This window comes from Peribacillus sp. SRI_006, assembly GCF_057586375.1.
On record NZ_JBYCZT010000008.1, the window covers coordinates 82,824 to 107,812 of the forward strand.

Here is a 24,989-nt window from a genome sequence, read left to right on the forward strand (position 1 = left end):
TATAATATGTTACAATAAAGTAGAGAAAACAGTCAAAAACAGCTATTTATTAGCTCAAACTGATCCTTTACAAGCAATTTACCGGATTTAAGGTGCCGTAAGCTGTTTGACTGAATGATTAACTCTTTCTATAATGAAAGTATTTAAATTAATTAGATTGAGGTGATTTGATGGGGCATTAAAGAATGTTCGTTGTGACGGACAGGCGCTGCTTTGCGTAACGGATATGTGTCCTTTTGGAAAATGGCTGCACTCCTTCAGACAGAAATTCTTCTATTTCCCGTCTACGCATCGCTAATCGGCATATACTATTATTCTCTTCATCACTAAAAGAAATGGGAGTTCAAGCGGCTGCACATCTATGGCCACAGAAGCAATCCCGAAAATATTCAGCACGGCAAAAAAAATATACTTGTATATTTTAAAAATGTAGGAGGTGTACTCCTTATTCGTCTCGAAGGCGAGTTAAGGGAGACTATTTGGACATAATAAACTTGGTTCTTATTGCCATTTTAATTGCTTTAACAGCATTTTTTGTAGCTACGGAGTTTGCGATTGTTAAAGTGAGAAGCACGAGGGTCGATCAATTAATTGAAGAAGGAACGAGGAATGCCATTTCAGCAAAGAAGGTCATCTCCAACCTGGATGAATACCTCTCAACTTGTCAGCTCGGAATTACCGTTACAGCCCTAGGGCTTGGATTCCTTGGGGAACCGACAGTTGAAAGCATTTTGCACCCACTCTTTAATCAATTGAATCTTCCAAATTCAGCTTCACATGCACTCTCGGTTGCAATTGCCTTTTCTTTCATTACGTTCATACATGTCGTTGTTGGAGAATTGGCACCGAAAACATTGGCGATTCAAAAAGCGGAGCAAGTAACATTATTGGTTTCGAAACCTTTAATTGCCTTTAACAAAGTCATGTATCCATTCATCTGGGTACTGAATGGCTCTGCAAGGACGCTTACAAGAATGCTAGGATTAAAAGCGGTTTCCGAACATGATTTGGCTCATACAGAAGAAGAGCTTCGAATCATTGTTTCCGAAAGCTACAAAAGTGGCGAAATTAACCAATCAGAGTTTAAATATGTGAATAAGATTTTTGAATTCGATGATCGGATCGCAAAAGAAATCATGGTTCCACGTACAGAAATTGCAACGGTATCCAAAGATGATACGATCCAGCAGTTTTTCACCGTAATGGCGGAAGAGAATTTTACGCGATATCCTGTCATTGATGGTGATAAGGATCATGTTATCGGAATGGTCAATATCAAAGAGCTATTCACTGAAATGATAGACAGAAACAATCAGGCAGCGTCAACGATCGACCGATATGTCCGTCCGATCATCCGTGTCATTGACAGTATTCCGATTCACGATTTACTTTTAAAAATGCAAAAGGAACGGATCCACATGGCCATCCTCATGGATGAATACGGCGGTACCTCAGGTTTGGTTACCGTTGAAGATATCCTTGAAGAAATCGTTGGCGATATCCGCGATGAATTCGACCTGGATGAAGTTCCCGATGTCCGCAAATTAAAAGAAGATCACTACATCATCGATGCCAAGGTATTAGTAAGTGAAGTGAATGATTTACTCGGATTGGATATCAATGATGAAGATATTGATACGATGGGCGGATGGATCCTTACAGAGGATTATGAGGCCAAACAAGGTGATATCCTGACTTATGGTCCCTATAACTTCAGGATAAAGGAAATGGAAGATCACCATATTCGTTATATTGAAATATATAAACAGGCAAAAGTCGTAAGCGAAGTGAAAGAATTCCCGATCATATCACAAACCGAAATCGTTTCATGATAATAACCCCCGTTCCTAATACAATAGGAGCGGGGGTTATTTTTTTTTCAACTGGTACATGAAATAAAATAAATACATATTATATAAAACCTGCTTCATTTAACATTGGATGATTACATGAAGTATAGTTCTACCTTTATTGTTTCATACTGTTAAAAAAGCGATACTTTTTGAAGGAGTGAAGAATCATGAAACTCATAACCATTTGCCAGCACTGCAAAGGGAAAGGGAAAACCCGTTATCTTCAATTCTTTTCCCGGGACTGCAATCATTGCAACGGTCAAGGTAAAGCGGTAAAAGATATGTCAAATTTAAGAAATCAGGCCAAAAACATCTAATAATCTTTCATATTTTGAAGTTGGTTTTAATGACACCTGCCCTCTTTAGCGTATCATAAACAATCAGTATCGAAGGTCCAAGGAAAAGCCCAAGGAAACCAAGCATCTTAAACCCTAAATAAAGACTGACCAACGATGCCAATGGGCTCAACCCCATATTTGCTGAATAGATTTTTGGTTCGATGGTCCTTCTTATGATGGTAATGACCAGGAATAGAATGATGAGGCCAACACCAAGATGATGATTTCCTTGAGCCCAAACGATCGCTGCCCAAGGAACCAGCACAGATCCCGTCCCCAAGATAGGAAGAATATCCACCACCACTATTAACAGTGCCAATGGAATCATATACTTCACATTTAACAACCATAGTCCTCCATAAGCCATGATGAACGTTATTAAACTCAACAGGATTTGTGCCTTTATGAAGCCTACGGCTGCCATACTTAAATCTTGATAAACTAGCGAAATTTTTTGATAGGTGGATGTCTTTAAATAAAGGACTGCCTTTTTTCTTAATTTAGGCAATTCAAGACTGAATAAGAATAAAGCGATTAAGTAAATTAAAAAGTCAATGAAAAGTCCAGGAATGAGTGTCACGAACTGGACCATATCCTGAACAAAGCCCTCTGTGAACCCCTCCAGAGCCATGACTCCCTTTTCCATCGTCTGTTCTACCGATTGAATGAGATTTGTCGGCAAAGTTTGCGAATACCGTTCCCATTGCCTAATGACTGGCAATATAGCCGTCAAATACACTTCACGTATGAAACCGGGAAATTCTTCCGAATAGACAATGACCTTCTTGATTAATACCGAAAAAGAATAATAAGTGATGCTCATAAGCCCGCCTACATATAAAACAAATGAAATTAACACTGCCCAAAAACGATGCAGCCTTGCCGTTTCACCAATCATGCGGACCAATCCATCCAAAAGAATGGCGGTGAGCAGCGCTAAAATCAACGCCCATGAATACGGAATGACGATTAATATGACTAGAAGGAGTATTCCCCTCCAAAACCAGCGAAAAAAGACGGCGACATTCACTGAACAAACCCTCCTTGCACCTTCCTGTTCTCCTTATATTTATGAAACGGGGACACATATATTTCGCTTATACGTTTTATTTTCTCAATAAGGGGAAAAAGAGATACAAAGAGATGGAGGGATTCACATTGGATAATAAAGATAAAGAAAAGTATCTTGAGGAGCGTAATGATAAATCCAAGGCCTTCAAGAAAAATCAGGAGAAACAGCTGGAACGTGATCAAGTGGTCATGCCCATTGATGATTTACCAATTGATGAAATTAAATATGAACATCAAGAAGAACGAAATAAAAAAGAAACAAAACACCGCTCCACCAGCGAAAAGTTTTAAACAAAAACCAGCCACTTTTTAGAGGCTGGTTTTTGTTTGCAGGATATACTGCATTCAGCGCGTTTTATACTTTTACCAATTTCGTCGGCACTTATGGACCATTTCAAAGAGTAATATATTCTTCCCATCATATATTACAAGCAGTAGACTAAAAGGGATCCGGAAAGTGTATCTATCTTTAATTGATGTACCGGCAGCACCTTCAACCTCTCAGGTATGGTTTCTAACTAAATCTTATAACAAAGTTGATTGGAGCGGGTGTTCGACTCCTGCGGGAAAAGCGCCTCCAAGGGAGACCCTGCAGGTGCAAGCCGAGGAGGCTCCCCGGACCGCCCGCGGAAAGCGAGTGCCTGGAACGGAAATAAACGCCCAAATGGACAAACCACAAAAAAACTGTAGGTAAACATGAATTCTCGACTTTGTCTCCAGGCTGAAATATATTCCATCATGATTGATGCTCTTCTTGTGATTGTGCAGATGCTTCCCCCTTTGTTGTTTGAGATTTGGGAAGACTGAGCTTTCCCTCAATTCATTCATATTGCCAGAATTTTACCCTTCCCCGCTTTGCTTCCAAAAATAAACATTGACTGAAATAAATGATTCTTTACAATAGACTTTTAAGAATTAAAGAATATAATGGACTGGTCGACCATTATAAAGGAGAATCATATGACGAACCCTACTCAATTATTTCATCAATATTTACAAGTATCGAGATCATTAGTCAGCAAAATGAATGAACAAATTACAGCCCTTGAAATTTACCATAATCAGTGGACAATCCTGAATTACTTAAAGAACTGTGGCTATTCCACAATCCCCGATATTTGCAGTTACCTGGATGTAGACAGTGTGATCATCACACGTTCGGTCAACAGCATGGAACAGAATAATATGATTAAACAAGTTCCTGGTAAAGATGAACAGGAAAAACGAATCGAACTGACCCCCCGGGGCAAAGAGGTACATACAAAATGTCTTAAGATTGCAGAAAAAATCGAAGGAAAGGCCTTGGAAGGCATTACTGAAGAAGAACAGGAAGTATTTTTCCAGACGGTCCTTAAAATCCTCAATAATATAAGAAACTAAAATGGGTAGCTTGTATCATTTTAGAATAAGTGTGAAGCAAGGAGTTTCCTTACTTTCACACCAAGCTATAGCCATGCCTTTTTTAAAAGCCGGATTCCAGCTTCGATTTCCCTTTCGGTTAAACCACCGTACCCAATCAAAATAGTCGGATCTTTCACTTTCTTTGAATGATAAACCGATGTTGGGTGGACTTTAACCCCTACACTGGCAGCCCTTTGGATGAGCTCTGCCTCACTGCTGCCGTTTTTTACGTTTAAAAGAACGTGCAATCCTGACTTTTCACCGATTATGGTTACACGATCATGGAAGCTCGCTTCCATTGCGTTCAGCAGCACCTTATTCTTTTTACGATAAATCGTTCGCATTTTATTCAGATGGCGTTCCCAATGTCCATTTTTCATAAAAAGACAGAGCGTTTCCTGAATCAGTCTGGAAACGGTCTGTTTATATCCGATTAACTTCTGCTGAAATCGGCAAGACAACTCCATGGGTAACACCATAAATCCCACCCTGATCGATGGGATGAACGACTTTGAAAACGTGCCTAGGTAGACGACCCTTCCATTTGTGTCCAACCCCTGCAACGACGGAATCGGTTTGCCTGCATGTCGGAATTCCCCGTCATAATCATCCTCAATAATATAACCTTTTTTTTCCACCGCCCAATTCAATAATTCCACCCGTCTAGTTATCGGCATGATCATACCGGAAGGAAATTGATGGGAAGGTGTGACATAGGCTACATCCGCTGTACTCTCTTTCAATGAGTCCAAACTCATTCCACTTTCATCCAAAGGTATGAATTCCGTCACCGCCCCCTCCAGCCTCAGTACCTCCCTTACCCGATGAAAGCCAGGATCTTCTAACCCAAATACCCGCTCATTTCCAAGTAGTAACCGCAGAAGATGGATGAAATACTGGGTACCTGCCCCAATGATGATTTGATCAGCCCCGCAGCGAACTCCTCTTGATTGGAATAGATAGGATGAAATCTCAGCCCTAAGCCCCCATTCCCCTTGTGGATCACCGCTCATGAACATTTCCCTTTCCTGTAGATACAACGTATTATTCAAGCACTTTTTCCATACGGCATGCGGGAAAGAATCCACGTCCACCCGGCCATGATTGTAATCTATCTCATTTCTTTCATTCAGAGGGTCCATTATCCCTTCTGTTACAGGCAATGGCTCATTCAAAGCTGAAATCGGTTCTAAATCGGCTACGTAGTACCCTTTCCTTAATTGACTTTCCACATATCCTTCTGCCATCAACTGCTGATAAGCCGTATCAACTGTATTCAGGCCTATCCCTAAATGCAAGGCCAGTTTTCGTTTAGAAGGCAGTTTCATTCCGGCCTTTATTTGTCCATTCTGGATTTCCTTTATAAAGTATTTATACAATTGCACATATAAAGCTTCTTTGTTCGTTTTATCTAGGGTTAAAGTGATTTCAAACATTTGGTCCTCCTTCAAACTGGTTCCATAAATTATATCAGCATTGGTCCTTATTGCAGAACCAGAATATTTTTATAATGAAGATATCAATCAAGAGGAGGAAACTATGGAGCATTTCGAATTATACGGTAAACACGTGATACTCACCCCGATGATGGAACATCATATCGAACCGCTTTACGCCGCTTCCCTGCCATCTGAAATATGGAAATGGAGTGCAACAAAGATTTTGTCATATGAAGAGGCGATCTCCTATGTAAAGGAAGGCATTCGGGCAAGGGAACAGGAACTTCATCATCCATTTGTCGTTATCGATCGGACAGATGATTCGGTAGTTGGCAGCACGAGCTTAAGAAATATTCACTTTCATAATCAATCGCTGGAAATCGGCGCGACTTGGTATCATCCCGACAAATGGCGAACAGCCATTAACACTGAATGTAAGTACTTGTTATTGCAGCATGCTTTTGAAAAGTGGCAAATGAAACGGGTTGAATTCAGGACGGACGAATGCAACAAAAGATCACGTGCCGCAATAACCAGGCTCGGCGCCCTTGAAGAAGGGATTTTGAGGATGGAGAAAAAGCTGCAAGATGGGAGGATCAGGAATACGGTGGTCTATAGTATTCTCGAGCATGAATGGCCCAGTGTGAAAAGGAATTTGGAAGCTTTTTTAGAAAGGTGAAAATGAAAAAAAGAGTGCCATTGTTTTGCACTCTTTTCTCTTGCTGCTATTTTTCATGTGAGTCTTTACGAATTTCCGATAAAGAATCCTTTTGCCTTTTCGTTGATCGAATGAATATGAAAACACCTATCGCAAATAAAAATGGCATTAGTAAAGCAAAAAGAAGATAAATCATATCACCAAAGAACAAGTTCATACCCCCTAAGCAATTCGACGCACACTTTTGTCTGTAAAGCTTTTCCGTCAGACTTGAATGATCCCTGCTTAGTCCAAGCTTTGTGACAAGCGAATCATATCCTGGCACTGAATCCCATTTTCATAAATGGCCTCGGAATAGTTTCTAGTAAAAAAATCCCGATCGACCCCAGTTATTCTAAAACCGCATTTTTGGTAAAGGGCAAGCTGCCCTATCCCCGAATTGCCCGTTCCGATTTCAATCATTTTATATCCCTGTTCCCTTGCATGGCCTATCGCATGTTCAATCAATTGCCTGCCGATTCCTCTTCCATGATACTGTTCATCGACCGCGATGTTCATTATCTCTATCAGTTCCGGGGCTTTTTGCAGTAAAACACAAACGCCGATCATCCGGTTATCACCCATGGCAACAAAGCACGTTCCGCTTCCCAAATATTCCTCGACCAATTTCCTTGAAGGATCTGCCAAAAGCAATAAATGCATCGGGGGTGGCTCATCCAAGAATAATTCCCTTATCTCCATCAGCATCCAAACCCTCCTCAGTTTAATTCATCCACAAGCAGTTCAACCAATTCCGATGCAGGAAGTTCCCTGCTCAACTTATAACCCTGTCCTGCCCACAAAGCCATCAATTCAGGATTGTTCTTTTGTCCGGCTGCTTTTCGCATTTGTTTGGTCATGTGATGGACATAAGGATAGGCGACCGGTGCAACGCTATCATATTCCGTTAAAAAGTGATTCACCAACCCACGTGCCCTTCGGCCGCTGAAGGCTCGGGTAACAGCAGTCTTAGTAAATCGGGGATTTCCCAGCGCCGCCTTATGGACCGGACTAGCCCCGCTTTCGGGACAGCGAAGGAAAGCGGTACCCAATTGCGCCGCTGTTGCTCCCGCTTCGAGCACGGCTGCGATATCCTTTCCATGCATCAGTCCGCCCGCGGCAATGATCGGTAAGTCCAGCTCAGCCCCTATCATCCGAATCAATACTAAAAGGCCGTAATCATCTTCTGTGCGATTATCAAAGCTGGCCCGGTGCCCCCCTGCTTCAAACCCCTGTACACATAGAACGTCCGCGCCTGCCCCCGCCGCCTTTTTTGCTTCCTGAAGGTTGGTTACTGTCACTGCTATAAGGGAACCGACATCTTGGAGCTCCCTTATTACACCTTCCGTTGGACATCCAAACGTAAAACTGACGACCGCGACCCCAGCCTCCTTCAATACATCTAGTTTATTTCCCCAATCATCGTCATCACTATCGGCTTTTCCAATCTCAACCCCGACGCTCTCGGCCTCTTTTTCGATCTTTTCACGATAGCCAGATAATATATTTTCATCCGCCGGCTCGTTGCCTGGCACAAATACATTCACGCCAAAAGGGCGTTCAGTCAACTGACGGGTCTGCCCTATCTCGTCCTTCATCTCTTCCGCAGTCTTATAGCCAGCTGCGAGAAAGCCCAATCCTCCTGCATTGGATACTGAAGCCGCAAGCTTTGGAGTGGAAGCTCCTCCTGCCATCGGTGCCTGAATGATTGGATATCTCATTAACTCTTTCAACATTCGATACAACTCCTCTTGATTTTTCTTCATGCCCTTATCATTTTTACGTTTTCTTGGTATAATGATTATCTGTAAGAGAAAAGTGTCTAAATGATCACCCTTTATATCTTGCAAATATAAAACATAGGTGGTAAATAAAAAATGGAAACAAAACCATATAGAGTATTACTTTATTATTTGTATGTACCTATCGAGAATCACGAAGTATTCGCAGCCGAGCATCTTGCGGCATGTAAAGCCCTTGAATTGAAAGGCCGTATCTTGGTGGCTTCAGAAGGTATCAACGGAACGGTTTCAGGTACGATCGAACAAACCGACAAATATATGGACATGATGAAAAGCGATCCCCGCTTTGCCGATATCGTGTTTAAAATAGATGAAGCTGAAGGCCATGCTTTCAAAAAAATGCATGTTCGTCCACGCAATGAACTTGTAACGCTTCGCTTGGAAGACGACATCAACCCGAACAAGACGACAGGCAAATACTTGAGCCCGAAGGAATTCTTCGAGCAAATGCAAGATGAAAACACCATCGTCCTTGATGCCAGAAATGACTATGAATTTGATTTAGGACATTTCAGGGGTGCAATCAAGCCAGAAATCACGAATTTCCGTGAACTTCCGGAATGGGTACGGGAAAATAAAGAAATGTTCGAAGGCAAAAAAATCCTAACGTATTGCACTGGCGGTATCCGCTGTGAGAAATTCTCCGGCTGGCTTGTCGAAGAAGGCTTTGAAGATGTAAGCCAGCTGCACGGCGGCATCGCAACATACGGGAAGGATCCCGAGGTCCAAGGTGAGCTATGGGATGGCCAAATGTATGTTTTCGATGAAAGGATTGCCGTACCTATCAATCAAAAGGAACATGTAATCGTCGGACGCGATATTTATTCCGGCGAACCTTGTGAACGCTATGTCAATTGCGCTAATCCTGAATGCAACAAGAAAATCCTTTGCAGCGAAGAGAATGAACACAAACATATGCGCAGCTGTACCCATGAATGCCGAGTGCATCCGCGTAATCGCTATGTAGTCGAGCATAACCTTTCTGAAGAAGAAGTGGCTGAGAGATTACAGCTAATCGAAGATTCCATTACGGCAAAATGATTTTAGCAAACCCGAATCAGTGGACATGATCCCTGTTCGGGTTTTTTTATCGATTAAACCAAATCTTATTTTTCTATATTAAACTTATGCCTTGGACTTCATTCCACTGTAAGAATTAACTTTGATCTTTAATGCCATCTGCTTTTATTGCAATATTACTTCCATTCTTACTTCTATATTACAATAGAAAAAACCTTCTTAATACGTAAAAAGAATGGTTTCTGCTTTTAGATTTTAGCGGTCATCAGTCTTACCTGCATGAAAAGAGCGATTCCTTTTTAGGGGAATCGCTCTTCATTCATGTTATTTTGCATCTGCACTTACAACAATCCCGCAAGCTTGTCTATCGCCTGCATCACCAGTTTTCAAAGTATCTGCATCCGGTCCTTTTTCTCCATTGGCTTCATAGCGGTCAGGAATATTGGCAAAGTTGTCTGGGTTAGCATGAACGATTACAGCCAGCTCTTCTTTCTTCAGTTGGTCTATTGTCATGTTATCCAATGTTGCCGTATATTTTGCTGTCCCATCTTCTTTTACATATAAAGGGGGCATATCACCTGCGTGTTTAGAATGCGTTTCATCAGTTGGGTTGAAGTGTCCTCCCGCTGTAGTGAAAGGGCCATCCTTGGCATCCGGCTCACATGCTGCGTTCTCGTGCACATGGAATCCATGGTAGCCTGGCTCAAGACCTTCCAAAGCGGTCTCGATCACTACAGAATTCTCTTCAGCGGTAAAGTTCACCGTTCCAAGTGTTTTACCTTCTACATCTTTAACTTCCGCTTTCACCTGCGGATCAACCTCTGTATCTGTTCCTTGTCCCGCTGTAGTCATGTCCTCGGCATTATTATCGGCCTGATTTGAATCATCCGCTGAATTGCATCCATACAGTAAAAAGGCAGCACACATAGGCAGTATAAGCTTTTGTTTATAGTTCATGATAACTTCCCTCCACTCTCTTATATGTATCTTCCTCTTATTACTTTCCACTATTATGGAAGAATAAACAGATAGCGGCATAAATAGGAAAATAGATTACACCAATGAGAGTGAACACCTTACTAAATTCACAGACAAGGATATTACACTATAGCTTAATGGGCTCACATTTTTACAAAGTGATGACCCCGAAAGTAATGGCTGCGATCGTCATGATGATGGTTGTCCCAAACGCCCATTTAAACAGGAATTTTTGATGATCCCCAAAATCCACGCCTACAAGGCCAATCAATATGAATGTTGCAGGCACCAATGGCGATAAGGGGAACCCTGCGGTCGAATGACCTAATAATGCCGCCCTTCCGATTTCTACAGGGGCAATGCCGAAGTTCGATGCCGTTTCACTTATAATTGGCAGAATGCCAAAATAATAGGCATCAGGTGAGAAAATGAACCCCATCGGTATGCTCGTCAGCGCTACCACCAGTGGCAAATGTGCCCCGAGCCACTCCGGAATGACAGTTACGATTGAAGCAGCCATCGAGTCCATCATCTTTGTTTCCGTGAATACACCCGTAAAAATCCCAGCTGCGAAAATGAGTGTACAAATCATCACGAAACTATTGGCATGACTTAAAATCCTTTCCTGCTGTTCTTTTGGGTTCGGAAAGTTAACGAATAGTGCAATCGCAAAAGCGGAGGCAAATAAGATTTGGATCGGCAGCACTTCCATCACCAGCAATACCATCAGTAAAATCGTCAAGAACCAATTAAACCAAAAAAGCCTGGATGTTCCTTGAGGTGCGGTTTCAACAGCTGCAGCCTGTTCGCCCATACCAGGTTGGATGTTCGTCTCCAAGGAGCCGACTCCCAATCTCTCCCTTTCCTTTTTGCCAAGTACATATGCCGAAAAAAGCGTCCATAAAAGACCGCAAACCATGACCGGAATAAGAGGAATGAATAACTCCGAAACTTCAACCTGAAGGCTCGCGGCCGCCCTGACCAAAGGACCGCCCCATGGAATCATGTTCATGACGCCAGCGGCCAAACCAACGACACAGGCCAATACGAGCCTGTTCATCCCTAATTTGATATAAAGCGGCAGCATGGCCGAAACAGTGATCATGAATGTAGAAGAACCGTCTCCGTCCAAACCTACCAATATGGTTATAATGGCGGTTGCCATGACAACCTTTAGCGGATCTCCTTTTACAAAACTCAGTATTTTAGCGATCATGGGCTCGAATAAACCAACGTCAATCATTAAACCAAAATACAGAATAGCAAAAACGATCATGACTGCTGTCGGTGTCACCTTTAAAATACCCGCAACCATCATATCTCCCATTTCCGAGGCAAACCCACCAATCAGACCAAAAGCTATTGCCGTGAAGATAAAAGCGACAACCACTGATAACCGCTTCGTGATGACCAAGACCAGAAACGTTAAAATCATACAAAACCCTAAAATCGTCAACATGTTTAAAACTCCTTTAATTGGAAAATTGAATACCTTTTGTTTATTTAATTTTTCTGAAAAATCAGTATTTTCACATTATACCATTTGCCCATTCATTAAAAAACCTGTTAAACAAATTCGTTTAATAAATTAATTAATTTCTGTATACTATTATTTAGGAACCCGAAGTTTTTTTGGAGGAAAGAAGTGTTGTATGTAAAATGAACGCTCATAAAATAGCTAAACGGAACCTTTTCATCATGTGGTTCGCCAATTTCTTCATAGGCGGGAGCATGACGATGGTTCTCCCATTCATATCCTTATACATTGGTACATTCGGAGATTATTCGACTCAATATATCCAGCATTGGTCCGGATGGACTTTTGGAATCACTTTCGTGACAGCCTTTTTATTTTCCCCCATTTGGGGACGGATTGGTGACCGGTATGGCAGAAAGAAAATCTTGATTGCCTGCGCGTTTGGGATGGGCCTGTCCATCTTCCTGATGGGATTCGTCGAAAATGTTTGGCAGCTATTCGTCCTAAGGATGTTCACAGGAATATTCACTGGCTTCATTTCCATGTCCCAGGCCTTCATATCAACGCAAACACCAAAAGAAATTGCCGGACGTGTACTGGGAACCTTACAAACGGGAAATATAACCGGTTCCCTTTTCGGACCATTGCTTGGCGGCGTCCTTGCAGACACACTCGGCTATTCAACCGCCTTTAAATTCACCTCCATCACCATTTTTATCTCTGGTCTTCTTGTTTTTGCAACCAAGGAGTACCGAATGGAGCGGCAGAAGGGAACGAAGTCGAGCTATACAAGCAGGGAGGTTCTCTCACATATCTTAAGGAATCCCATCCTGGTGAATGTCATGCTCATCTCCACGCTTGTCCAAGTTGCCCACTTCAGCATCCAGCCCATTCTTTCATTATACGTTGGTGAGCTGCATGGAACTTCCAATCTTGGTTTTTATTCAGGAATCGCCTTTTCTGCAGCAGGCCTGGGGAATTTATTGATGGCGCGTCACTGGGGCAAGATAGGTGATCGGCATGGACATGTGAAGATACTTGTGCTGCTTCTTTTTCTGACAGCTCTTGTCTACTTGCCCGGTGCCTTCATCAATCATTTTTGGCAGCTTGTCTTTGTACGTTTCATACTAGGCATGGCAATAGGCGGCATCATCCCTGTAAGGATTGCCTACATTCGCCAAGAAGCGCCTGTCGCAATGCAGGGGGAAGTGCTTGGGTACAATACTAGCCTGCGCTTTTTAGGCAATATCATCGGACCCGCAATGGGCGGAATGGTTGCTGGTTTCTACGGATTCTCTGCCGTCTTCATCACGACCAGCACGTTACTCCTCATAGCCGGACTTGTCCTCTATTTCGCGATGCACCGCAATCCGGAGTTGGCCAGATCACATTAATCACATTTTTGGCAAGGAAGCCTGCTTCCATCTTTAAGCAGGCTTTTCCTGTTTAATGCTCATACAGCTGTAGTGCTCGATACTTCTGGAGCTTTTTTATATGGGGAATGATCGAAGAGAAATCAAGGAAAAGAGATTTGAAGGGGTCAAGTTCATGCCTATCCGTATAGTCCACCAACCCTTATGACACACCCACAAACTGGTAAGTATTTTTCCAGCACTTCATAACACATCGAACTTTATGTTAAGATTAATTCAGGCAAATTTTATGAAAGTAAAAGACGCAAAGCCACGGGCCTAAACCAACAACTTAGTTGTCACGGCAGCCGGGTTGCCAAGATTTTTCTTGAATGGATCACTTTATAATTAATTTTCTTGCCCCTTTTTAATTTGCCTAAAATTAAAACAAGGAGGGTTATATATGTTCTTTCCAACCATTTATTCAGCTACTACGGATGAGAGACACATAGTTAAAGATAAAAATACTTGTGCATGCGGCACAAGATATAATGCATTCGCAATGTTATCCAGAAGCGACCTTCGAAAGATCAGGTTCAAGCATTATAAAGAAGTAACATGTCCTTTATGTAAATCCAGTATCATTGATGAGGAATAGCCTCTTAACACAAGGACGGTTCATACTCCCAAACTTTGATAGAGCTGGCTTTTCATCCTCACCACTTCCATATATGGTAAAACGGGAAAATATCATTCCGGTAAAAAAACTCTCTTACTTCCTGCCCACATATTGACACAGTTAGAGCACGATCTTTTTTTCATTATATGAATGGTAAAGGTACGGTCACCCTATAGGGCTCGATAAGATATAAATCAAGTAAGCGTAGAATGTCATGAATCGGTTCCAATCGGTGGCGTAAAGCTAGCAGGAAAGGGATATCCATGTTTTTGATTTTTAATTATGAAATAGATCTCTACCGTTTTACTCCACTCCCCCTTAGCGGGAATTTCACAAAATCCTATAGGGGCCCCTTACGTCAAAAATGGCCAAGCCATTAACGGAAATCCCATTCGACTGACTTTATTACAAGCTTTACCTGTATGCATTCGCCTACCTCGATATAATTGACTTCCCTCACATGATAGCTCAATCACCTTTTATACCAATTATTCTCTCTTAAAGCATTTTCCTTCGTAAGATAAGAAATGAATAGCCCTCGATTTGTCGTTTATATTATCCATATAGATAGAATAAAGGACTCATGCTATAATTTAGTGCGTTAAAAAAGAAATGAACACACATATATAAAAGAAGGAGTGTTTCTTTGAATACATCTGCTTACAAAAAGGAATGGTTCGGCAACGTTAGAGAAGATGTTCTTTCGGGTATTGTCGTTGCCTTGGCATTGATTCCAGAGGCGATTGCCTTTTCGGTCATTGCTGGCGTTGACCCAATGGTTGGTCTATATGCCTCATTCTGCATTGCCATCGTCATCTCCTTTGTCGGCGGAAGGCCGGGAATGATATCGGCTGCCACTGGCGCAATGGCACTCGTCATGGTCGACCTTGTTAAAGATCATGGCTTGAACTATTTACTTGCTGCAACCATATTGACTGGTTTGCTGCAAATTTTACTAGGGGTTTTAAAAATCGGGAAATTAATGAAGTTCATTCCGAAGCCAGTCATGACTGGTTTTGTGAATTCTTTAGCCATCTTGATTTTCACGGCACAGCTCACCCATTTCGTGGGCGAAACATGGATCATGTATGTCATGACAGCCGTTTCATTAGCTATCATTTATCTTTTTCCGCTGATCACGAAAGTCATACCTTCACCACTTGTCGCCATCATATTCATGACGATCGTTGCAGTTACCACGGGGGCTACGGTGCGGACGGTTGGGGATATGGGGCAATTGACCGAAGCGCTTCCGATGTTCATGCTTCCAGACATCCCTTTGACCTTCGAAACTTTGGCGATCATTTTCCCTTATTCCATTGCCCTTGCGTTTGTTGGACTGCTTGAATCGTTATTGACGGCTCAAATTGTCGATGAGATGACTGACACGGACAGTAATAAGAATAAGGAAGCCAAAGGCCAGGGGATTGCGAATATCGTCGCCGGATGTTTTGGCGGCATGGCAGGATGTGCGATGATCGGCCAATCCGGTATCAACATTAAATCTGGTGGAAGGGGCCGGCTCTCGACATTTGTAGCGGGCGCATTCCTTATGGTATTAATCGTGGTATTGAATGATGTCCTTATCAAAATACCGATGGCTGCACTTGTCGCAGTCATGATCATGGTTTCAATCGGGACATTTGACTGGTCTTCCCTAAAGAGGCTCACTAGAGCTCCTAAGTCGGATGCAACCGTGATGATCGTGACGGTCCTCATTGTCCTTTATACACATGACTTATCAAAAGGCGTATTTGCCGGAGTGCTTTTGAGCATGATTTTCTTCTCGGCTAAAATTTCTAAAGTGGCAGTAGAGAAAACGGCAGACATCCAGGCTAAGAAAATCACTTATCGTATCAGCGGACAAATATTTTTCGCTTCTGTCCAGGACTTTGTTTCAAAGTTCGACTTCAAGGAAAAAGCCGATGCAATCGTCATCGACTTCTCCCATTCCAAGATCTGGGATGCTTCAGCAGTCGGTGCTGTCGATACGGTTATTCTTAAATATCAGCTCTTGGGAATACCTGTCCAAGTCCAAGGACTCGATGAAGAAAGTTCGACATTGCTTGAAAAACTCGCCACCTCAGAAAGTAAAATATCTTAAAGAAGTAAAATTCTGCTGAATAGAAACTTTTCAAACCGACAAAATAGATAACATGAATCATTTCCTTTTGAAAGGAGCGAAAAGCATGACACCCGAGCAGGATTATACGGCAGCAAATCTGTCACCGGATTTATTGAATGAACTGAAAAGCTTTGAAAGCAAACTTGGCGAGGAAGCCAATAAAGAATTGATTGTCATCGCCTATGAAAAAGAAAAGGAATCTTTAAATTAAGAAAAAAGACTCAAACACCCTTAATGGATGGTTGAGTCTTTTTTTGAATGTACAAAAAAAGGCTGCCCAAGTTTTAATGAGCAACCCTTTTCCTGAATTATTTGCTGAATACGTCGGTTAAGACCGGAACGATTTGTTTTTTACGCGATACAACGCCTTCCAAGACGGCGATGTTATTGTTTAATGAAACGTCATATGCCTTTTCAACCGCATATGCCGCTTTACCAAGGGCCAAGGCAACGGAATCATTAGTCAGGATATCCGTAACGACGAATAGGAACAAGTCCAATTCCTTCACTGCGATGACCGCTTCAATCGCTGCTTCCAATTCTGCTTGCTTAGCAAGGACTTCGTTCGGATCAACGGCATTGACCTGTGCTATTTCCACTTTAGCCATTCCCATGGAGAATTCCTTGGCATCAAGAGTGATGAGCTGGGCAATCGTTTTGTCGCTTAAGTCAGCTCCCGCTTTCAACATTTCCAAGCCATATTTTTCAGCGTCGACTCCAGCAATGGCAGCGAGTTCCATTGCTGCTGCAACGTCCTGCTCCGTGCAAGTCGGCGATTTGAACAATAAAGAATCGGAAATGATGGCAGACAGCATAAGACCTGCGATTGCTTTAGGGACTTCAATGCCGTTTTCTTTATAAATTTTATTTAAGATGGTTGCCGTACAGCCAACTGGTTCTGCACGGTAATATAATGGATCGCTTGTTTCAAAGTTAGCGATACGGTGATGGTCGATAACTTCCAACACACGGACTTGGTCAATATCTTCAGCACTTTGCTGGCGTTCGTTATGATCGACCAGGATTACGCCATCAGCTTCCCCTGCAACTTTTTCCACAAGACGGGGAGCATCGAATTTGAATTGGTCCAATGCATATTGAGTTTCACCATTCACTTCACCCAGACGAACTGGTTCAGCGTTGATACCTAGCTGTTTTTTAAGATCTGCATAAGCGATTGCTGAACAGATTGTGTCTGTATCCGGGTTTTTATGTCCAAAAACTAATACTTTTTCCAAGATTTTATCCCCTTTTTCATAAATATTTTTCCGCGAATCCCCTCAGTGCAATAACGGAGAGCCACCTTTACTAGACACTTTATTTTAACACAAAATCCCGTAAAATCAGCGCTTGATTTATCCATTCCCCCATAAAATCTTTCATTCCCCCACCCTCTTCCATCACTTTGTCAATAGATAAGGGTTGGTTTTTTTCAAATATATTAGTTGAATTATCATCGTATATGGCTTACGATAATATAAGCAGAAATACTAGATATTGATTACATAAACAATTCCAATAACTATATATAGAATTTTTATAATCCAAGGTGCCAGTGATGGCTGAAAAGGGAATCCGGTGTAAACCCGGAACTGTCCCCGCAACTGTAAATGTGACGAAATGAGAAAACCACTGTATAGCTCTCTATACGGGAAGGACTCAAAGTAGGATGATCATGAGTCAGGAGACCTGCCTTGAATTTTTCACGTTTCTTATTCTTCGGGGATTGAGATGATGAAACGATAGTATAACGGCTATTTTTTCATGCCTCTTTTATTCTATCGTTTGATCCGCTCAATTCTTTGGGCGGTTTTTTTATTTTAGCGGAAGTTAACAAGGAGGATTATTAATGACTCAAACATATAACTCTACCATAAGTGAAAATGACACAGAAGCGAAATCCATCCAGCTTGAGATGTTATCGAAGGAATTCGAAGGCCGTCTCGATATGGAAAAGTTCAAAAAGCGTTTTACAAAATGGCTTGATCGCAAAAGTGACTCAACCGAAGAACAGGCTTCAAAAAAACTGATTCAGCTCGCTCTTGAAGGCGTGGATATCGATGCCCCGGATTGGACTTTCGTTGCTGCAGCAGAACTGTTGAATACAATGTATAGGGATGCACAAGCCAATCGAGGTTATGAAGGCAAGAGTTATGGCCCATTCTATGAGCTGATCACAGAACTCTCCCAGCTATCGGAAGGTCAGCGTTATCCCATTTATAAACCAGAACTGCTATCTTCATATACAAAAGCGGAAATTGAGGAATTGGGATCGGTGATCGACCCGGAAAAAGATAAATTATTCTCTTACATAGGCATCTACTTATTGAATGACCGTTATCTGGCCCGCCCAAAAAAGGACAAGGTCTTCGAACTGCCGCAAGAACGTTTCATGATCATCGCGATGGAAATCATGCGAATGGAAAAAACGGAGCACCGCCTGCAACTGATAAAAGAAGCATACTGGGCCATGTCCAACCTTTATATGACCGTTGCGACTCCTACACTCTCCAATGCAGGTAAAACCCATGGACAGTTAAGCTCCTGCTTTATCGACGCAATTGAAGATTCTATCGACGGAATTTACCTATCAAACTACGATGCGGCAAAAGTATCTAAATTCGGCGGCGGTGTTGGTCTTTACGTCGGTAAGGTTCGCTCGCTTGGTTCCGATATCCGCGGTTTCTCTGGAAACAGTTCCGGCACGACGCCCTGGATTCGACTATTCAACCAGACAGCTGTAAGTGTCGATCAATTGGGGCAACGTAAAGGTGCCATCGCGATTTACTTGGATGCCTGGCATAAAGATATCATGAGCTTCCTCGATTTGAAGACTCAAAACGGGGATGACCGATTAAAAGCACATGATATTTTTACAGGTGTATGCATACCGGATTTATTCATGGAGGCTGTACGCGACAGAAAAGAATGGTATCTTTTCGATCCGCATACCGTTAAGCAAACCCTTGGATTTTCACTTGAAGATCTTTATGACGAAAAGAAAGGCGAAGGAAGCTTCAGGAATCATTATGCACTTGCTGTCGAGGCCGCAGAAAATGGCACGCTTCCAAACTATAGCTTTGAAAAAATCAATGCGATGGACATCATGAAAAGCATCATGATTTCTCAATTAGAAGAAGGCGTACCGTATATGTTCTACCGCGATGAAGTGAATCGGAAGAATCCGAATAAACATAAAGGTATGATTTATTGTTCTAACCTTTGCACGGAGATTGCCCAAAACCTAAGCCCTTCGACGATCACGGATGAATATGAAACAGAAGATGGAGATGTTGTTGTGGTTCGTAAAAGCGGCGATTTCGTTGTCTGCAACCTTTCATCCATTAACTTGCCCCGAGCGGTGGGCAGCGATGTTCTGGAAAGATTGATTCCCATTCAGATCCGTATGCTGGACAATGTCATTGATGTGAATAATCTTCCTGTCAAACAAGCATCCATCTCGAACAAACGGTACCGGGCAATTGGTTTAGGAACGTTTGGATGGCATCATTTACTTGCCACACAGAATATTTATTGGGAATCCGATGAGGCTGTTCGCTATGCAGATGCTTTATACGAAAAGATCGCTTACTTAACTATCAAGGCATCCAACGAACTGGCCAAGGAAAAAGGATCTTACCCATACTTTGAAGGTTCTGATTGGCATACAGGGGACTATTTCGAACTGCGTGACTATACAGATCAAAAATGGCTGGATTTAAAAGCAGACGTGCAGGAGCACGGAACCCGTAATGGCTATTTAATGGCGATTGCCCCCAATTCATCGACAGCCAAAATCGGTAATTCCACGGATGGAATCGATCCTTTGTATGAAATTGAATTTTACGAAGAAAAGAAAAACTTCAAATTCAAGGTGACCGCACCAGGCTTGACGCCAAATACGTATGAATATTATAAAAAGACGCGATTCAATTTGGATCAACTGGAAAGCATCAGGCAAAATGCAGCCCGCCAACGCCATATTGACCAAGCAATCAGCTTTAATCTGTATGTACACAATACAATCAAAGCGAAGGTCCTTTTGGACATCCATTTAACGGCATGGGAAAGCGGGTTGAAATCAACGTATTATGTTCGTTCGACGTCTTCCGAATATGACAATGCCTGCGAAAGCTGTTCAAGTTAACGTCAATCATGACCCAGTAATCTATTCTTAAAGGAGTTTTCACGAATGACCAATCATATAAAAAAAATTCGGATGCTCGAACCGACGCATCCAACAAAGGCAACCGGTGTTTTCAAAGGAGAAGCTTCAGGCTTCCTCCTTTGGAACGATATACAGTATGAAAAATTCTATGATACCTATACACAGCTCATCAATAACTTTTGGAAGCCTTCGAGCGTGAACATGATTCAGGATAAAAAGCAGTGGGGCGAATTGGATGAAGATATCCAGGACGCTTTTCTCGATATCCTTACGATGATTGCTGGAATGGACAGTCTTCAAACGCCCACTTTAGTAGAGATCCTTCGGTACATAAAAGATCCGGCGGCAAAAGCTATTCTGGCCAACATGGCCCAGCAGGAATCGATCCATAATGAGTCTTATTCCTATATCCTTGCTTCCTTGATTCCGGTAGGCAAGCAAAAACAGCTTTTCGACCGCATCAAAGAACATCCTGAAGTGATTAAGCGTAACCAACCGATCGTTGATGCTTATCAAACGTTCGTGGACGATCCCAGCCCTCAGCATTTATTCGAGGCACTGATCCATTCAACGAACCTTGAAGGGATTTATTTCTATTTGGCTTTCGCCTTTTATTATAATCTAGGGCGCCAAAATCTAATGACCGGTTCAGCTACGATGATATCCTATATTCATCGCGATGAAATGGTCCATTTCGATTTCATTGGCATGCTCGTTCAAATCTTGATGTATGAATATCCTGAGTTAAATAATGAAGAAAACACGAAGTTCATCTATACAACGATTGAAAAAGCAGTCGAACTCGAAAAGGAATGGTCTGAATATATGCTCGAAGATATCCAAACGAAAGCCGATCTCGATTTGGAAGAATTCAATGAGTACATCGAATATATCGCCAACAAACGGTTACGTATGCTAGGCCTTGAAAATTTGTATAAAGAGTATGGCGAGAACCCGATGCCATGGATCAAAACGTTCGATGATGAATCCATCGGCCTTACCAAAACCGATTTCTTCGAACAGAAGTCAAGGACTTACAGTCAAGTAAATGCCAGCAATGGGTTCGATGAGCTGTAAAATCGCCATTGTCTATCATTCTGCCGGCGGCAATACAAAAGCGCTTGCTGAAGCCCTCGCTGCCCTTTTACCTGAGGCTTTCCTATATCGAATGAATGAATTCGATTTACGTACATTGCCGGATTACGATGCCTTGATCGTCGGCACCTATACATGGGGCAATGGGGAGCTTCCCGCTAAATCAGCTGCCTTTTATAAAGAATTGGAACAGTTGCCTATTGCTCGCCTGAAAACGGGAGTCTTCGGCACTGGCGAAACCAACTATAATCATTTTTGTGGGGCGGTCGATCATTTCCGGGATATGTTATTTGCGAAGAGCCAGTTATTGGTGACATTGAAGATAGAACAGATGTATCAAGAATCAGACCTGCACAGACTTCAAAAGTTCGCTTCGCTATTCCAGAACTGACTGAAAGGGGATTGCGTTTTCGCATATCCTCTTTCAGTGTTTTTTTTTAAAACTTGGCTCCCTCAAGCATAGCAACGGTAAGCATGAAGTATAATGGAGAAAAAAGGAGATGATATCCAATGACTGAGAATATAACCCAGTTCCTTCCTATCCTTTTTATGCTAGTGCTTGTCGCATTCGTTATATGCATCGTGTTTTTCCTGTCAGGGCATTTTAATCGTACTAAACGGATCGAAGAAAAATTGGACAAAGCATTAAAGGAAATCGCCGAAAAAAAGGAAAAATAAAAAGACTCCAAAATCGGAGTCTTTTTTTATATGCGTTCAATTATTTTTGAACGTTAGCAGCTTGTGGTCCACGAGCGCCTTGCTCGATTTCGAAAGAAACTTCTTGGCCTTCTTCAAGCGTTTTGAAGCCTTCACCTTGGATAGCTGAGAAATGTACGAATACATCGTCTTGGCCTTCAACTTCGATGAAACCGAAACCTTTTTCTGCGTTAAACCATTTTACTTTACCTTGTACCATGATAGTTCCTCCTGTGTTTGGAAAAATCCATTTTATTACTATTTTTGGTTCTGGATAATGTTTCAAGAGGAATCCTATTACAGTAAATCCTTCTATCAAACTTTTCCGAACAAAAATAATTACTCATATTATATCATGGAAAATCCTAAAAAAACAAGATTATCGCCGTAAATCAACCGACAAATTATCCTAAAATTCTACATATTCCTCTTCTTGCTTTGTCGGAAGCCTTCGTCCAATAAGTAGCGCTCCGCCTCAACCGGACTTTCGAAACATTCCTCAAGATTCGACCCTGAATAAACATTCCAAAGCAGGTCTTCCTTTTGAAGTGTAAGCTCTTGCTTTTCAGGGCCAATCCATGCCCCTTCCAACCTAGCGAACTCGTTTTCCTCTTCTTCAATTTCAGCCGGAGGTTCAGATAGGTAATCCACGCTTCTTTGGATCAATTCTTTTAATTCGGCTTCATTATAGTCACGTATATTGATAAACCCTTTACGGTCAGTGTCTTTTTTTCTCATATGCCCTGCGTAAACGAACCCATTTCCATTGGGATGCAAGTGCTGAACGACAATCTTTTTCTCCTGGACGCTATCTGGATAATGGAAGTTCACACGTCCCAATGAAACGTCTTTTCGCTGTAATTCCGGAAAAGTTTCAATGATGCTCAATTTTTCTTCAAATGTTAACAAATTTCTTCCTCATTTCATTAGTTCATATTGTTTGTCGATTATAACACAGACTGATTAGAAACAATAATCCCCCTCTTCCATTATAATGTAATGAAAAGGAGTGATAGGATTTGATCATGAGAATTCGGGACCTGGAATCAGACTATGGCCAGCAGCTATTTAAACTGCAGAAAGAATCCTATAAGGTGGAAGCGGAAATGACCGGTTTTGCCGATATACCTCCTCTATTGGAAACATATGACCAATTCATACATTGCCATGAAACGTTTTTATGCTATTTAAAGGGTGATGCCTTAGCTGGTGCCATATCTTATACAAAAGAGAATGGCCAATTGCTGATTTGCCGAATGGTCGTCCATCCTGATTATTTTCGGCAGGGTATTGCGGACGCATTGTTGCATGCTCTCCAATTACACGTCGACTGGGAAAAGATATCCGTTTCGACCGGTAAAATGAACCTTCCCGCACGAAATCTTTACGAAAAAAACGGATTCACCCATAAAGAGGACGTAGAAGCCGCACCTCGCTTATTCATAAGCATATACGAAAAACAGCATTCATTTTATGTATGTCACGATAAAAAGCATAATGAATGAAATGACAATGATTACGGCAACCCATAACCAGGCCAATGTCATATTCCCGGAGTCCATGGCGATATAAATCGCGGTCGGTATGGTTTGTGTCTGTCCGGGAATGTTTCCGGCAAACATGAGTGTGGCCCCGAATTCCCCCAACGCACGCGCTGAACTTAGGATGGCACCTGTGACGATCGATTTGACCGCCAATGGGAGGGTTACAAACAGGAATAACCTCCACTCCCCGGCCCCGTCAACCCTTGCTGCATTTTCAATTTCTTCATCTATACCTTCAAAGCCCGTTTTAGCGGATTGGTACATTAGCGGAAAAGCTACCACGGTAGATGCAATGACCGCAGCCCACCACGTGAACATCAAGGGCTGGTCAAAAACCCTTTCAATGAATTGTCCCGGCAGTCCATTCTTGCCAAAAATCACGATCAATAAAAAACCAACGACGGACGGCGGCAAAACAAGCGGCAATAAAAACGCTGTTTCCAACAGGACTCTTCCCCTGAATTGCTTTTTAGCCATCATTCGCGCAAGGAAAATTCCTAAAATGAAAACAAGGATACCCGCCAGTCCCGCTACTTGTATCGATAGCCTGACTGGTGACCAAAAATCCCCTGTCATGATACTTCTCTCACATCACTATTAAATATCGGCATATGCAGGTCCTTATTCGGTTTCATTACCCAAACCGTTTCTTTTTCATTAAAGGCAGATTTCATTTCATTTTCTCCCTTTCCTTTTAAAATAACAATTAAGTTTATTTTTCTTGACATCTTGCTGACACAAAGAAACGTTAAAGTAAGAGTATCACAAATATAAAAATAATTTCATTCCAATAAACTTGAAAACTTTGAAGGAGTCGATTTTAATGGTAACAATTTATACTACTCCAAGCAGTTTAGCCTGTCGTAAAGCAAAAGCTTGGCTTAAGAAGAACGAAATTTCCTTTAATGAACGTAACCTATATTCCCAGCCTCTTTCTATAGAAGAAATAAAAGAGATTTTACGTAAAACGGAAGGCGGGACAGATGAAATCATCTCTACCCGTTCCAAAAAATTCAAAAGCCTGAATATCGATATAAATAATACACCGCTTAATGATCTTTGCAAGCTTATTCAAGATAACCCGGATTTACTTCGCCGGCCAATCATTTTCGATCATAAGAACTTGCATGCAGGATATAATGAAGAGGAAATGGGACGCTTCCTTCCAAGGAAGGTCCGTCATGTACAATTATGGCGGGCAATCAGCCAATTAGCTTAATTAGTTAGCATTCTGCATAATAAGAGGGTTGTCCA

25 protein-coding genes and 2 riboswitches are annotated in these 24,989 nt (G+C 42.0%); of the genes, 14 read left to right on the top strand and 11 right to left on the bottom strand.

What is annotated here, in order from left to right; all coding sequences use genetic code 11:
- Positions 1-479 precede the first annotated feature (479 nt).
- Complete coding sequence (locus AC2YHV_RS13120; RefSeq protein WP_187050562.1) at positions 480-1,832, top strand: hemolysin family protein; 1,353 nt, start codon at positions 480-482, stop codon at positions 1,830-1,832.
- 345 nt (positions 1,833-2,177) lie between these two features.
- Here AC2YHV_RS13120 and ytvI read toward each other — a convergent pair whose 3' ends face one another.
- On the bottom strand, positions 2,178-3,221 hold the full coding sequence (gene ytvI / locus AC2YHV_RS13125) for a sporulation integral membrane protein YtvI (RefSeq protein ID WP_082854712.1): 1,044 nt from the start codon (positions 3,219-3,221) through the stop codon (positions 2,178-2,180).
- Between the two features lie 128 nt (positions 3,222-3,349).
- Between ytvI and AC2YHV_RS13130 the strand changes: the two genes are divergently transcribed.
- Entirely contained in the window at positions 3,350-3,553 is a 204-nt protein-coding gene (locus tag AC2YHV_RS13130) for a hypothetical protein (protein ID WP_057275739.1), read from the top strand.
- Between the two features lie 669 nt (positions 3,554-4,222).
- Positions 4,223-4,642, top strand: a complete 420-nt coding sequence (locus tag AC2YHV_RS13135; RefSeq protein ID WP_034314851.1) for a MarR family winged helix-turn-helix transcriptional regulator — start codon at positions 4,223-4,225, stop codon at positions 4,640-4,642.
- A gap of 65 nt (positions 4,643-4,707) precedes the next feature.
- Here the strand turns inward: AC2YHV_RS13135 and pdxR are convergent, their stop codons facing one another.
- Positions 4,708-6,099, bottom strand: coding sequence for a MocR-like pyridoxine biosynthesis transcription factor PdxR (pdxR, locus tag AC2YHV_RS13140; protein ID WP_487373371.1), 1,392 nt, complete (start codon positions 6,097-6,099; stop codon positions 4,708-4,710).
- A gap of 103 nt (positions 6,100-6,202) precedes the next feature.
- Between pdxR and AC2YHV_RS13145 the strand changes: the two genes are divergently transcribed.
- Positions 6,203-6,781, top strand: coding sequence for a GNAT family N-acetyltransferase (locus AC2YHV_RS13145; RefSeq protein ID WP_034314856.1), 579 nt, complete (start codon positions 6,203-6,205; stop codon positions 6,779-6,781).
- Between the two features lie 46 nt (positions 6,782-6,827).
- Here the strand turns inward: AC2YHV_RS13145 and AC2YHV_RS13150 are convergent, their stop codons facing one another.
- The 3 genes from AC2YHV_RS13150 to AC2YHV_RS13160 all read right to left on the bottom strand — a co-directional run bounded on the left by AC2YHV_RS13150 (position 6,828) and on the right by AC2YHV_RS13160 (position 8,532).
- Complete coding sequence (locus tag AC2YHV_RS13150; RefSeq protein ID WP_156500373.1) at positions 6,828-6,971, bottom strand: hypothetical protein; 144 nt, start codon at positions 6,969-6,971, stop codon at positions 6,828-6,830.
- A 74-nt stretch (positions 6,972-7,045) separates the two neighbouring features.
- The gene (locus tag AC2YHV_RS13155) at positions 7,046-7,501 is read right to left on the bottom strand and encodes a GNAT family N-acetyltransferase (RefSeq protein ID WP_063577832.1); all 456 of its coding nucleotides are present in this window, start codon (positions 7,499-7,501) and stop codon (positions 7,046-7,048) included.
- Between the two features lie 17 nt (positions 7,502-7,518).
- Entirely contained in the window at positions 7,519-8,532 is a 1,014-nt protein-coding gene (locus AC2YHV_RS13160; RefSeq protein ID WP_400450728.1) for a nitronate monooxygenase, read from the bottom strand.
- A gap of 144 nt (positions 8,533-8,676) precedes the next feature.
- On the opposite strand from AC2YHV_RS13160, the gene trhO reads away from it, so the two are divergent.
- Positions 8,677-9,642 carry an oxygen-dependent tRNA uridine(34) hydroxylase TrhO gene (gene trhO / locus AC2YHV_RS13165; RefSeq protein ID WP_487373372.1) on the top strand — a complete coding sequence of 322 codons (966 nt, stop codon included), beginning with the start codon at positions 8,677-8,679 and terminating at the stop codon, positions 9,640-9,642.
- A gap of 303 nt (positions 9,643-9,945) precedes the next feature.
- On the opposite strand, the gene AC2YHV_RS13170 is transcribed toward trhO, so the two are convergent.
- Both AC2YHV_RS13170 and AC2YHV_RS13175 read right to left on the bottom strand, forming a co-directional pair.
- Positions 9,946-10,578 (bottom strand): superoxide dismutase family protein, encoded by a 633-nt coding sequence (locus AC2YHV_RS13170; protein WP_057275736.1) that lies wholly within the window; start codon positions 10,576-10,578, stop codon positions 9,946-9,948.
- Between the two features lie 172 nt (positions 10,579-10,750).
- Positions 10,751-12,058, bottom strand: a complete 1,308-nt coding sequence (locus AC2YHV_RS13175; protein ID WP_057275735.1) for a CitMHS family transporter — start codon at positions 12,056-12,058, stop codon at positions 10,751-10,753.
- A gap of 200 nt (positions 12,059-12,258) precedes the next feature.
- Here AC2YHV_RS13175 and AC2YHV_RS13180 point away from each other — a divergent pair, with 200 nt between their 5' ends.
- From AC2YHV_RS13180 to AC2YHV_RS13190, 3 genes are all read left to right on the top strand, one after another.
- Positions 12,259-13,470 carry an MFS transporter gene (locus AC2YHV_RS13180; RefSeq protein ID WP_053534017.1) on the top strand — a complete coding sequence of 404 codons (1,212 nt, stop codon included), beginning with the start codon at positions 12,259-12,261 and terminating at the stop codon, positions 13,468-13,470.
- 248 nt (positions 13,471-13,718) lie between these two features.
- Positions 13,719-13,809, top strand: a riboswitch (cyclic di-GMP riboswitch).
- Positions 13,810-14,753: 944 nt separating this feature from the next.
- A complete protein-coding gene (locus AC2YHV_RS13185) occupies positions 14,754-16,211 on the top strand; it encodes a SulP family inorganic anion transporter (RefSeq protein ID WP_487373373.1) in 1,458 nt (485 codons plus the stop codon).
- Positions 16,212-16,296: 85 nt separating this feature from the next.
- Positions 16,297-16,443, top strand: coding sequence for a hypothetical protein (locus AC2YHV_RS13190; protein WP_153246080.1), 147 nt, complete (start codon positions 16,297-16,299; stop codon positions 16,441-16,443).
- Positions 16,444-16,540: 97 nt separating this feature from the next.
- On the opposite strand, the gene AC2YHV_RS13195 is transcribed toward AC2YHV_RS13190, so the two are convergent.
- Positions 16,541-17,470 (bottom strand): manganese-dependent inorganic pyrophosphatase, encoded by a 930-nt coding sequence (locus AC2YHV_RS13195; RefSeq protein ID WP_034314865.1) that lies wholly within the window; start codon positions 17,468-17,470, stop codon positions 16,541-16,543.
- 292 nt (positions 17,471-17,762) lie between these two features.
- Positions 17,763-17,943, top strand: a riboswitch (cobalamin riboswitch).
- Between the two features lie 138 nt (positions 17,944-18,081).
- Between AC2YHV_RS13195 and AC2YHV_RS13200 the strand changes: the two genes are divergently transcribed.
- The 4 genes from AC2YHV_RS13200 to AC2YHV_RS13215 all read left to right on the top strand — a co-directional run bounded on the left by AC2YHV_RS13200 (position 18,082) and on the right by AC2YHV_RS13215 (position 22,173).
- Entirely contained in the window at positions 18,082-20,379 is a 2,298-nt protein-coding gene (locus AC2YHV_RS13200; RefSeq protein ID WP_082609198.1) for a ribonucleoside-diphosphate reductase subunit alpha, read from the top strand.
- A 45-nt stretch (positions 20,380-20,424) separates the two neighbouring features.
- Positions 20,425-21,477, top strand: coding sequence for a ribonucleotide-diphosphate reductase subunit beta (locus AC2YHV_RS13205; RefSeq protein ID WP_034314867.1), 1,053 nt, complete (start codon positions 20,425-20,427; stop codon positions 21,475-21,477).
- Entirely contained in the window at positions 21,449-21,886 is a 438-nt protein-coding gene (locus AC2YHV_RS13210; protein ID WP_057275730.1) for a flavodoxin domain-containing protein, read from the top strand. Before AC2YHV_RS13205 ends, AC2YHV_RS13210 begins: the two co-directional genes overlap by 29 nt.
- Before the next feature lie 119 nt (positions 21,887-22,005).
- Positions 22,006-22,173, top strand: coding sequence for a hypothetical protein (locus AC2YHV_RS13215; protein ID WP_487373374.1), 168 nt, complete (start codon positions 22,006-22,008; stop codon positions 22,171-22,173).
- 40 nt (positions 22,174-22,213) lie between these two features.
- On the opposite strand, the gene AC2YHV_RS13220 is transcribed toward AC2YHV_RS13215, so the two are convergent.
- Both AC2YHV_RS13220 and AC2YHV_RS13225 read right to left on the bottom strand, forming a co-directional pair.
- Positions 22,214-22,411 carry a cold-shock protein gene (locus tag AC2YHV_RS13220; protein WP_028393295.1) on the bottom strand — a complete coding sequence of 66 codons (198 nt, stop codon included), beginning with the start codon at positions 22,409-22,411 and terminating at the stop codon, positions 22,214-22,216.
- A 197-nt stretch (positions 22,412-22,608) separates the two neighbouring features.
- Entirely contained in the window at positions 22,609-23,100 is a 492-nt protein-coding gene (locus AC2YHV_RS13225; RefSeq protein ID WP_034314870.1) for a hypothetical protein, read from the bottom strand.
- 116 nt (positions 23,101-23,216) lie between these two features.
- Between AC2YHV_RS13225 and AC2YHV_RS13230 the strand changes: the two genes are divergently transcribed.
- On the top strand, positions 23,217-23,696 hold the full coding sequence (locus tag AC2YHV_RS13230; protein WP_487373439.1) for a GNAT family N-acetyltransferase: 480 nt from the start codon (positions 23,217-23,219) through the stop codon (positions 23,694-23,696).
- Here the strand turns inward: AC2YHV_RS13230 and modB are convergent.
- Positions 23,658-24,311, bottom strand: coding sequence for a molybdate ABC transporter permease subunit (gene modB / locus AC2YHV_RS13235; RefSeq protein ID WP_048678036.1), 654 nt, complete (start codon positions 24,309-24,311; stop codon positions 23,658-23,660). The two genes, AC2YHV_RS13230 and modB, sit on opposite strands and share 39 nt — an antisense overlap.
- A 247-nt stretch (positions 24,312-24,558) precedes the next feature.
- Between modB and spx the strand changes: the two genes are divergently transcribed.
- Entirely contained in the window at positions 24,559-24,954 is a 396-nt protein-coding gene (gene spx / locus AC2YHV_RS13240; protein WP_034314875.1) for a transcriptional regulator Spx, read from the top strand.
- Positions 24,955-24,989: the final 35 nt, after the last annotated feature.

What these genes read in the sequence shown, in the direction of transcription:
- modB (WP_048678036.1), bottom strand. Translation starts at nt 24,311, where the DNA reads ATGACAGGGGATTTTTGGTCACCAGTCAGGCTATCGATACAAGTAGCG.
- pdxR (WP_487373371.1), bottom strand. Translation starts at nt 6,099, where the DNA reads ATGTTTGAAATCACTTTAACCCTAGATAAAACGAACAAAGAAGCTTTA.
- AC2YHV_RS13145 (WP_034314856.1), top strand. Translation starts at nt 6,203, where the DNA reads ATGGAGCATTTCGAATTATACGGTAAACACGTGATACTCACCCCGATG.
- spx (WP_034314875.1), top strand. Translation starts at nt 24,559, where the DNA reads ATGGTAACAATTTATACTACTCCAAGCAGTTTAGCCTGTCGTAAAGCA.
- AC2YHV_RS13135 (WP_034314851.1), top strand. Translation starts at nt 4,223, where the DNA reads ATGACGAACCCTACTCAATTATTTCATCAATATTTACAAGTATCGAGA.
- AC2YHV_RS13205 (WP_034314867.1), top strand. Translation starts at nt 20,425, where the DNA reads ATGACCAATCATATAAAAAAAATTCGGATGCTCGAACCGACGCATCCA.
- AC2YHV_RS13210 (WP_057275730.1), top strand. Translation starts at nt 21,449, where the DNA reads ATGCCAGCAATGGGTTCGATGAGCTGTAAAATCGCCATTGTCTATCAT.
- AC2YHV_RS13155 (WP_063577832.1), bottom strand. Translation starts at nt 7,501, where the DNA reads ATGGAGATAAGGGAATTATTCTTGGATGAGCCACCCCCGATGCATTTA.
- AC2YHV_RS13190 (WP_153246080.1), top strand. Translation starts at nt 16,297, where the DNA reads ATGACACCCGAGCAGGATTATACGGCAGCAAATCTGTCACCGGATTTA.
- AC2YHV_RS13215 (WP_487373374.1), top strand. Translation starts at nt 22,006, where the DNA reads ATGACTGAGAATATAACCCAGTTCCTTCCTATCCTTTTTATGCTAGTG.
- AC2YHV_RS13230 (WP_487373439.1), top strand. Translation starts at nt 23,217, where the DNA reads ATGAGAATTCGGGACCTGGAATCAGACTATGGCCAGCAGCTATTTAAA.
- trhO (WP_487373372.1), top strand. Translation starts at nt 8,677, where the DNA reads ATGGAAACAAAACCATATAGAGTATTACTTTATTATTTGTATGTACCT.
- AC2YHV_RS13220 (WP_028393295.1), bottom strand. Translation starts at nt 22,411, where the DNA reads ATGGTACAAGGTAAAGTAAAATGGTTTAACGCAGAAAAAGGTTTCGGT.
- AC2YHV_RS13200 (WP_082609198.1), top strand. Translation starts at nt 18,082, where the DNA reads ATGACTCAAACATATAACTCTACCATAAGTGAAAATGACACAGAAGCG.
- AC2YHV_RS13170 (WP_057275736.1), bottom strand. Translation starts at nt 10,578, where the DNA reads ATGAACTATAAACAAAAGCTTATACTGCCTATGTGTGCTGCCTTTTTA.
- AC2YHV_RS13180 (WP_053534017.1), top strand. Translation starts at nt 12,259, where the DNA reads ATGAACGCTCATAAAATAGCTAAACGGAACCTTTTCATCATGTGGTTC.
- AC2YHV_RS13175 (WP_057275735.1), bottom strand. Translation starts at nt 12,058, where the DNA reads ATGTTGACGATTTTAGGGTTTTGTATGATTTTAACGTTTCTGGTCTTG.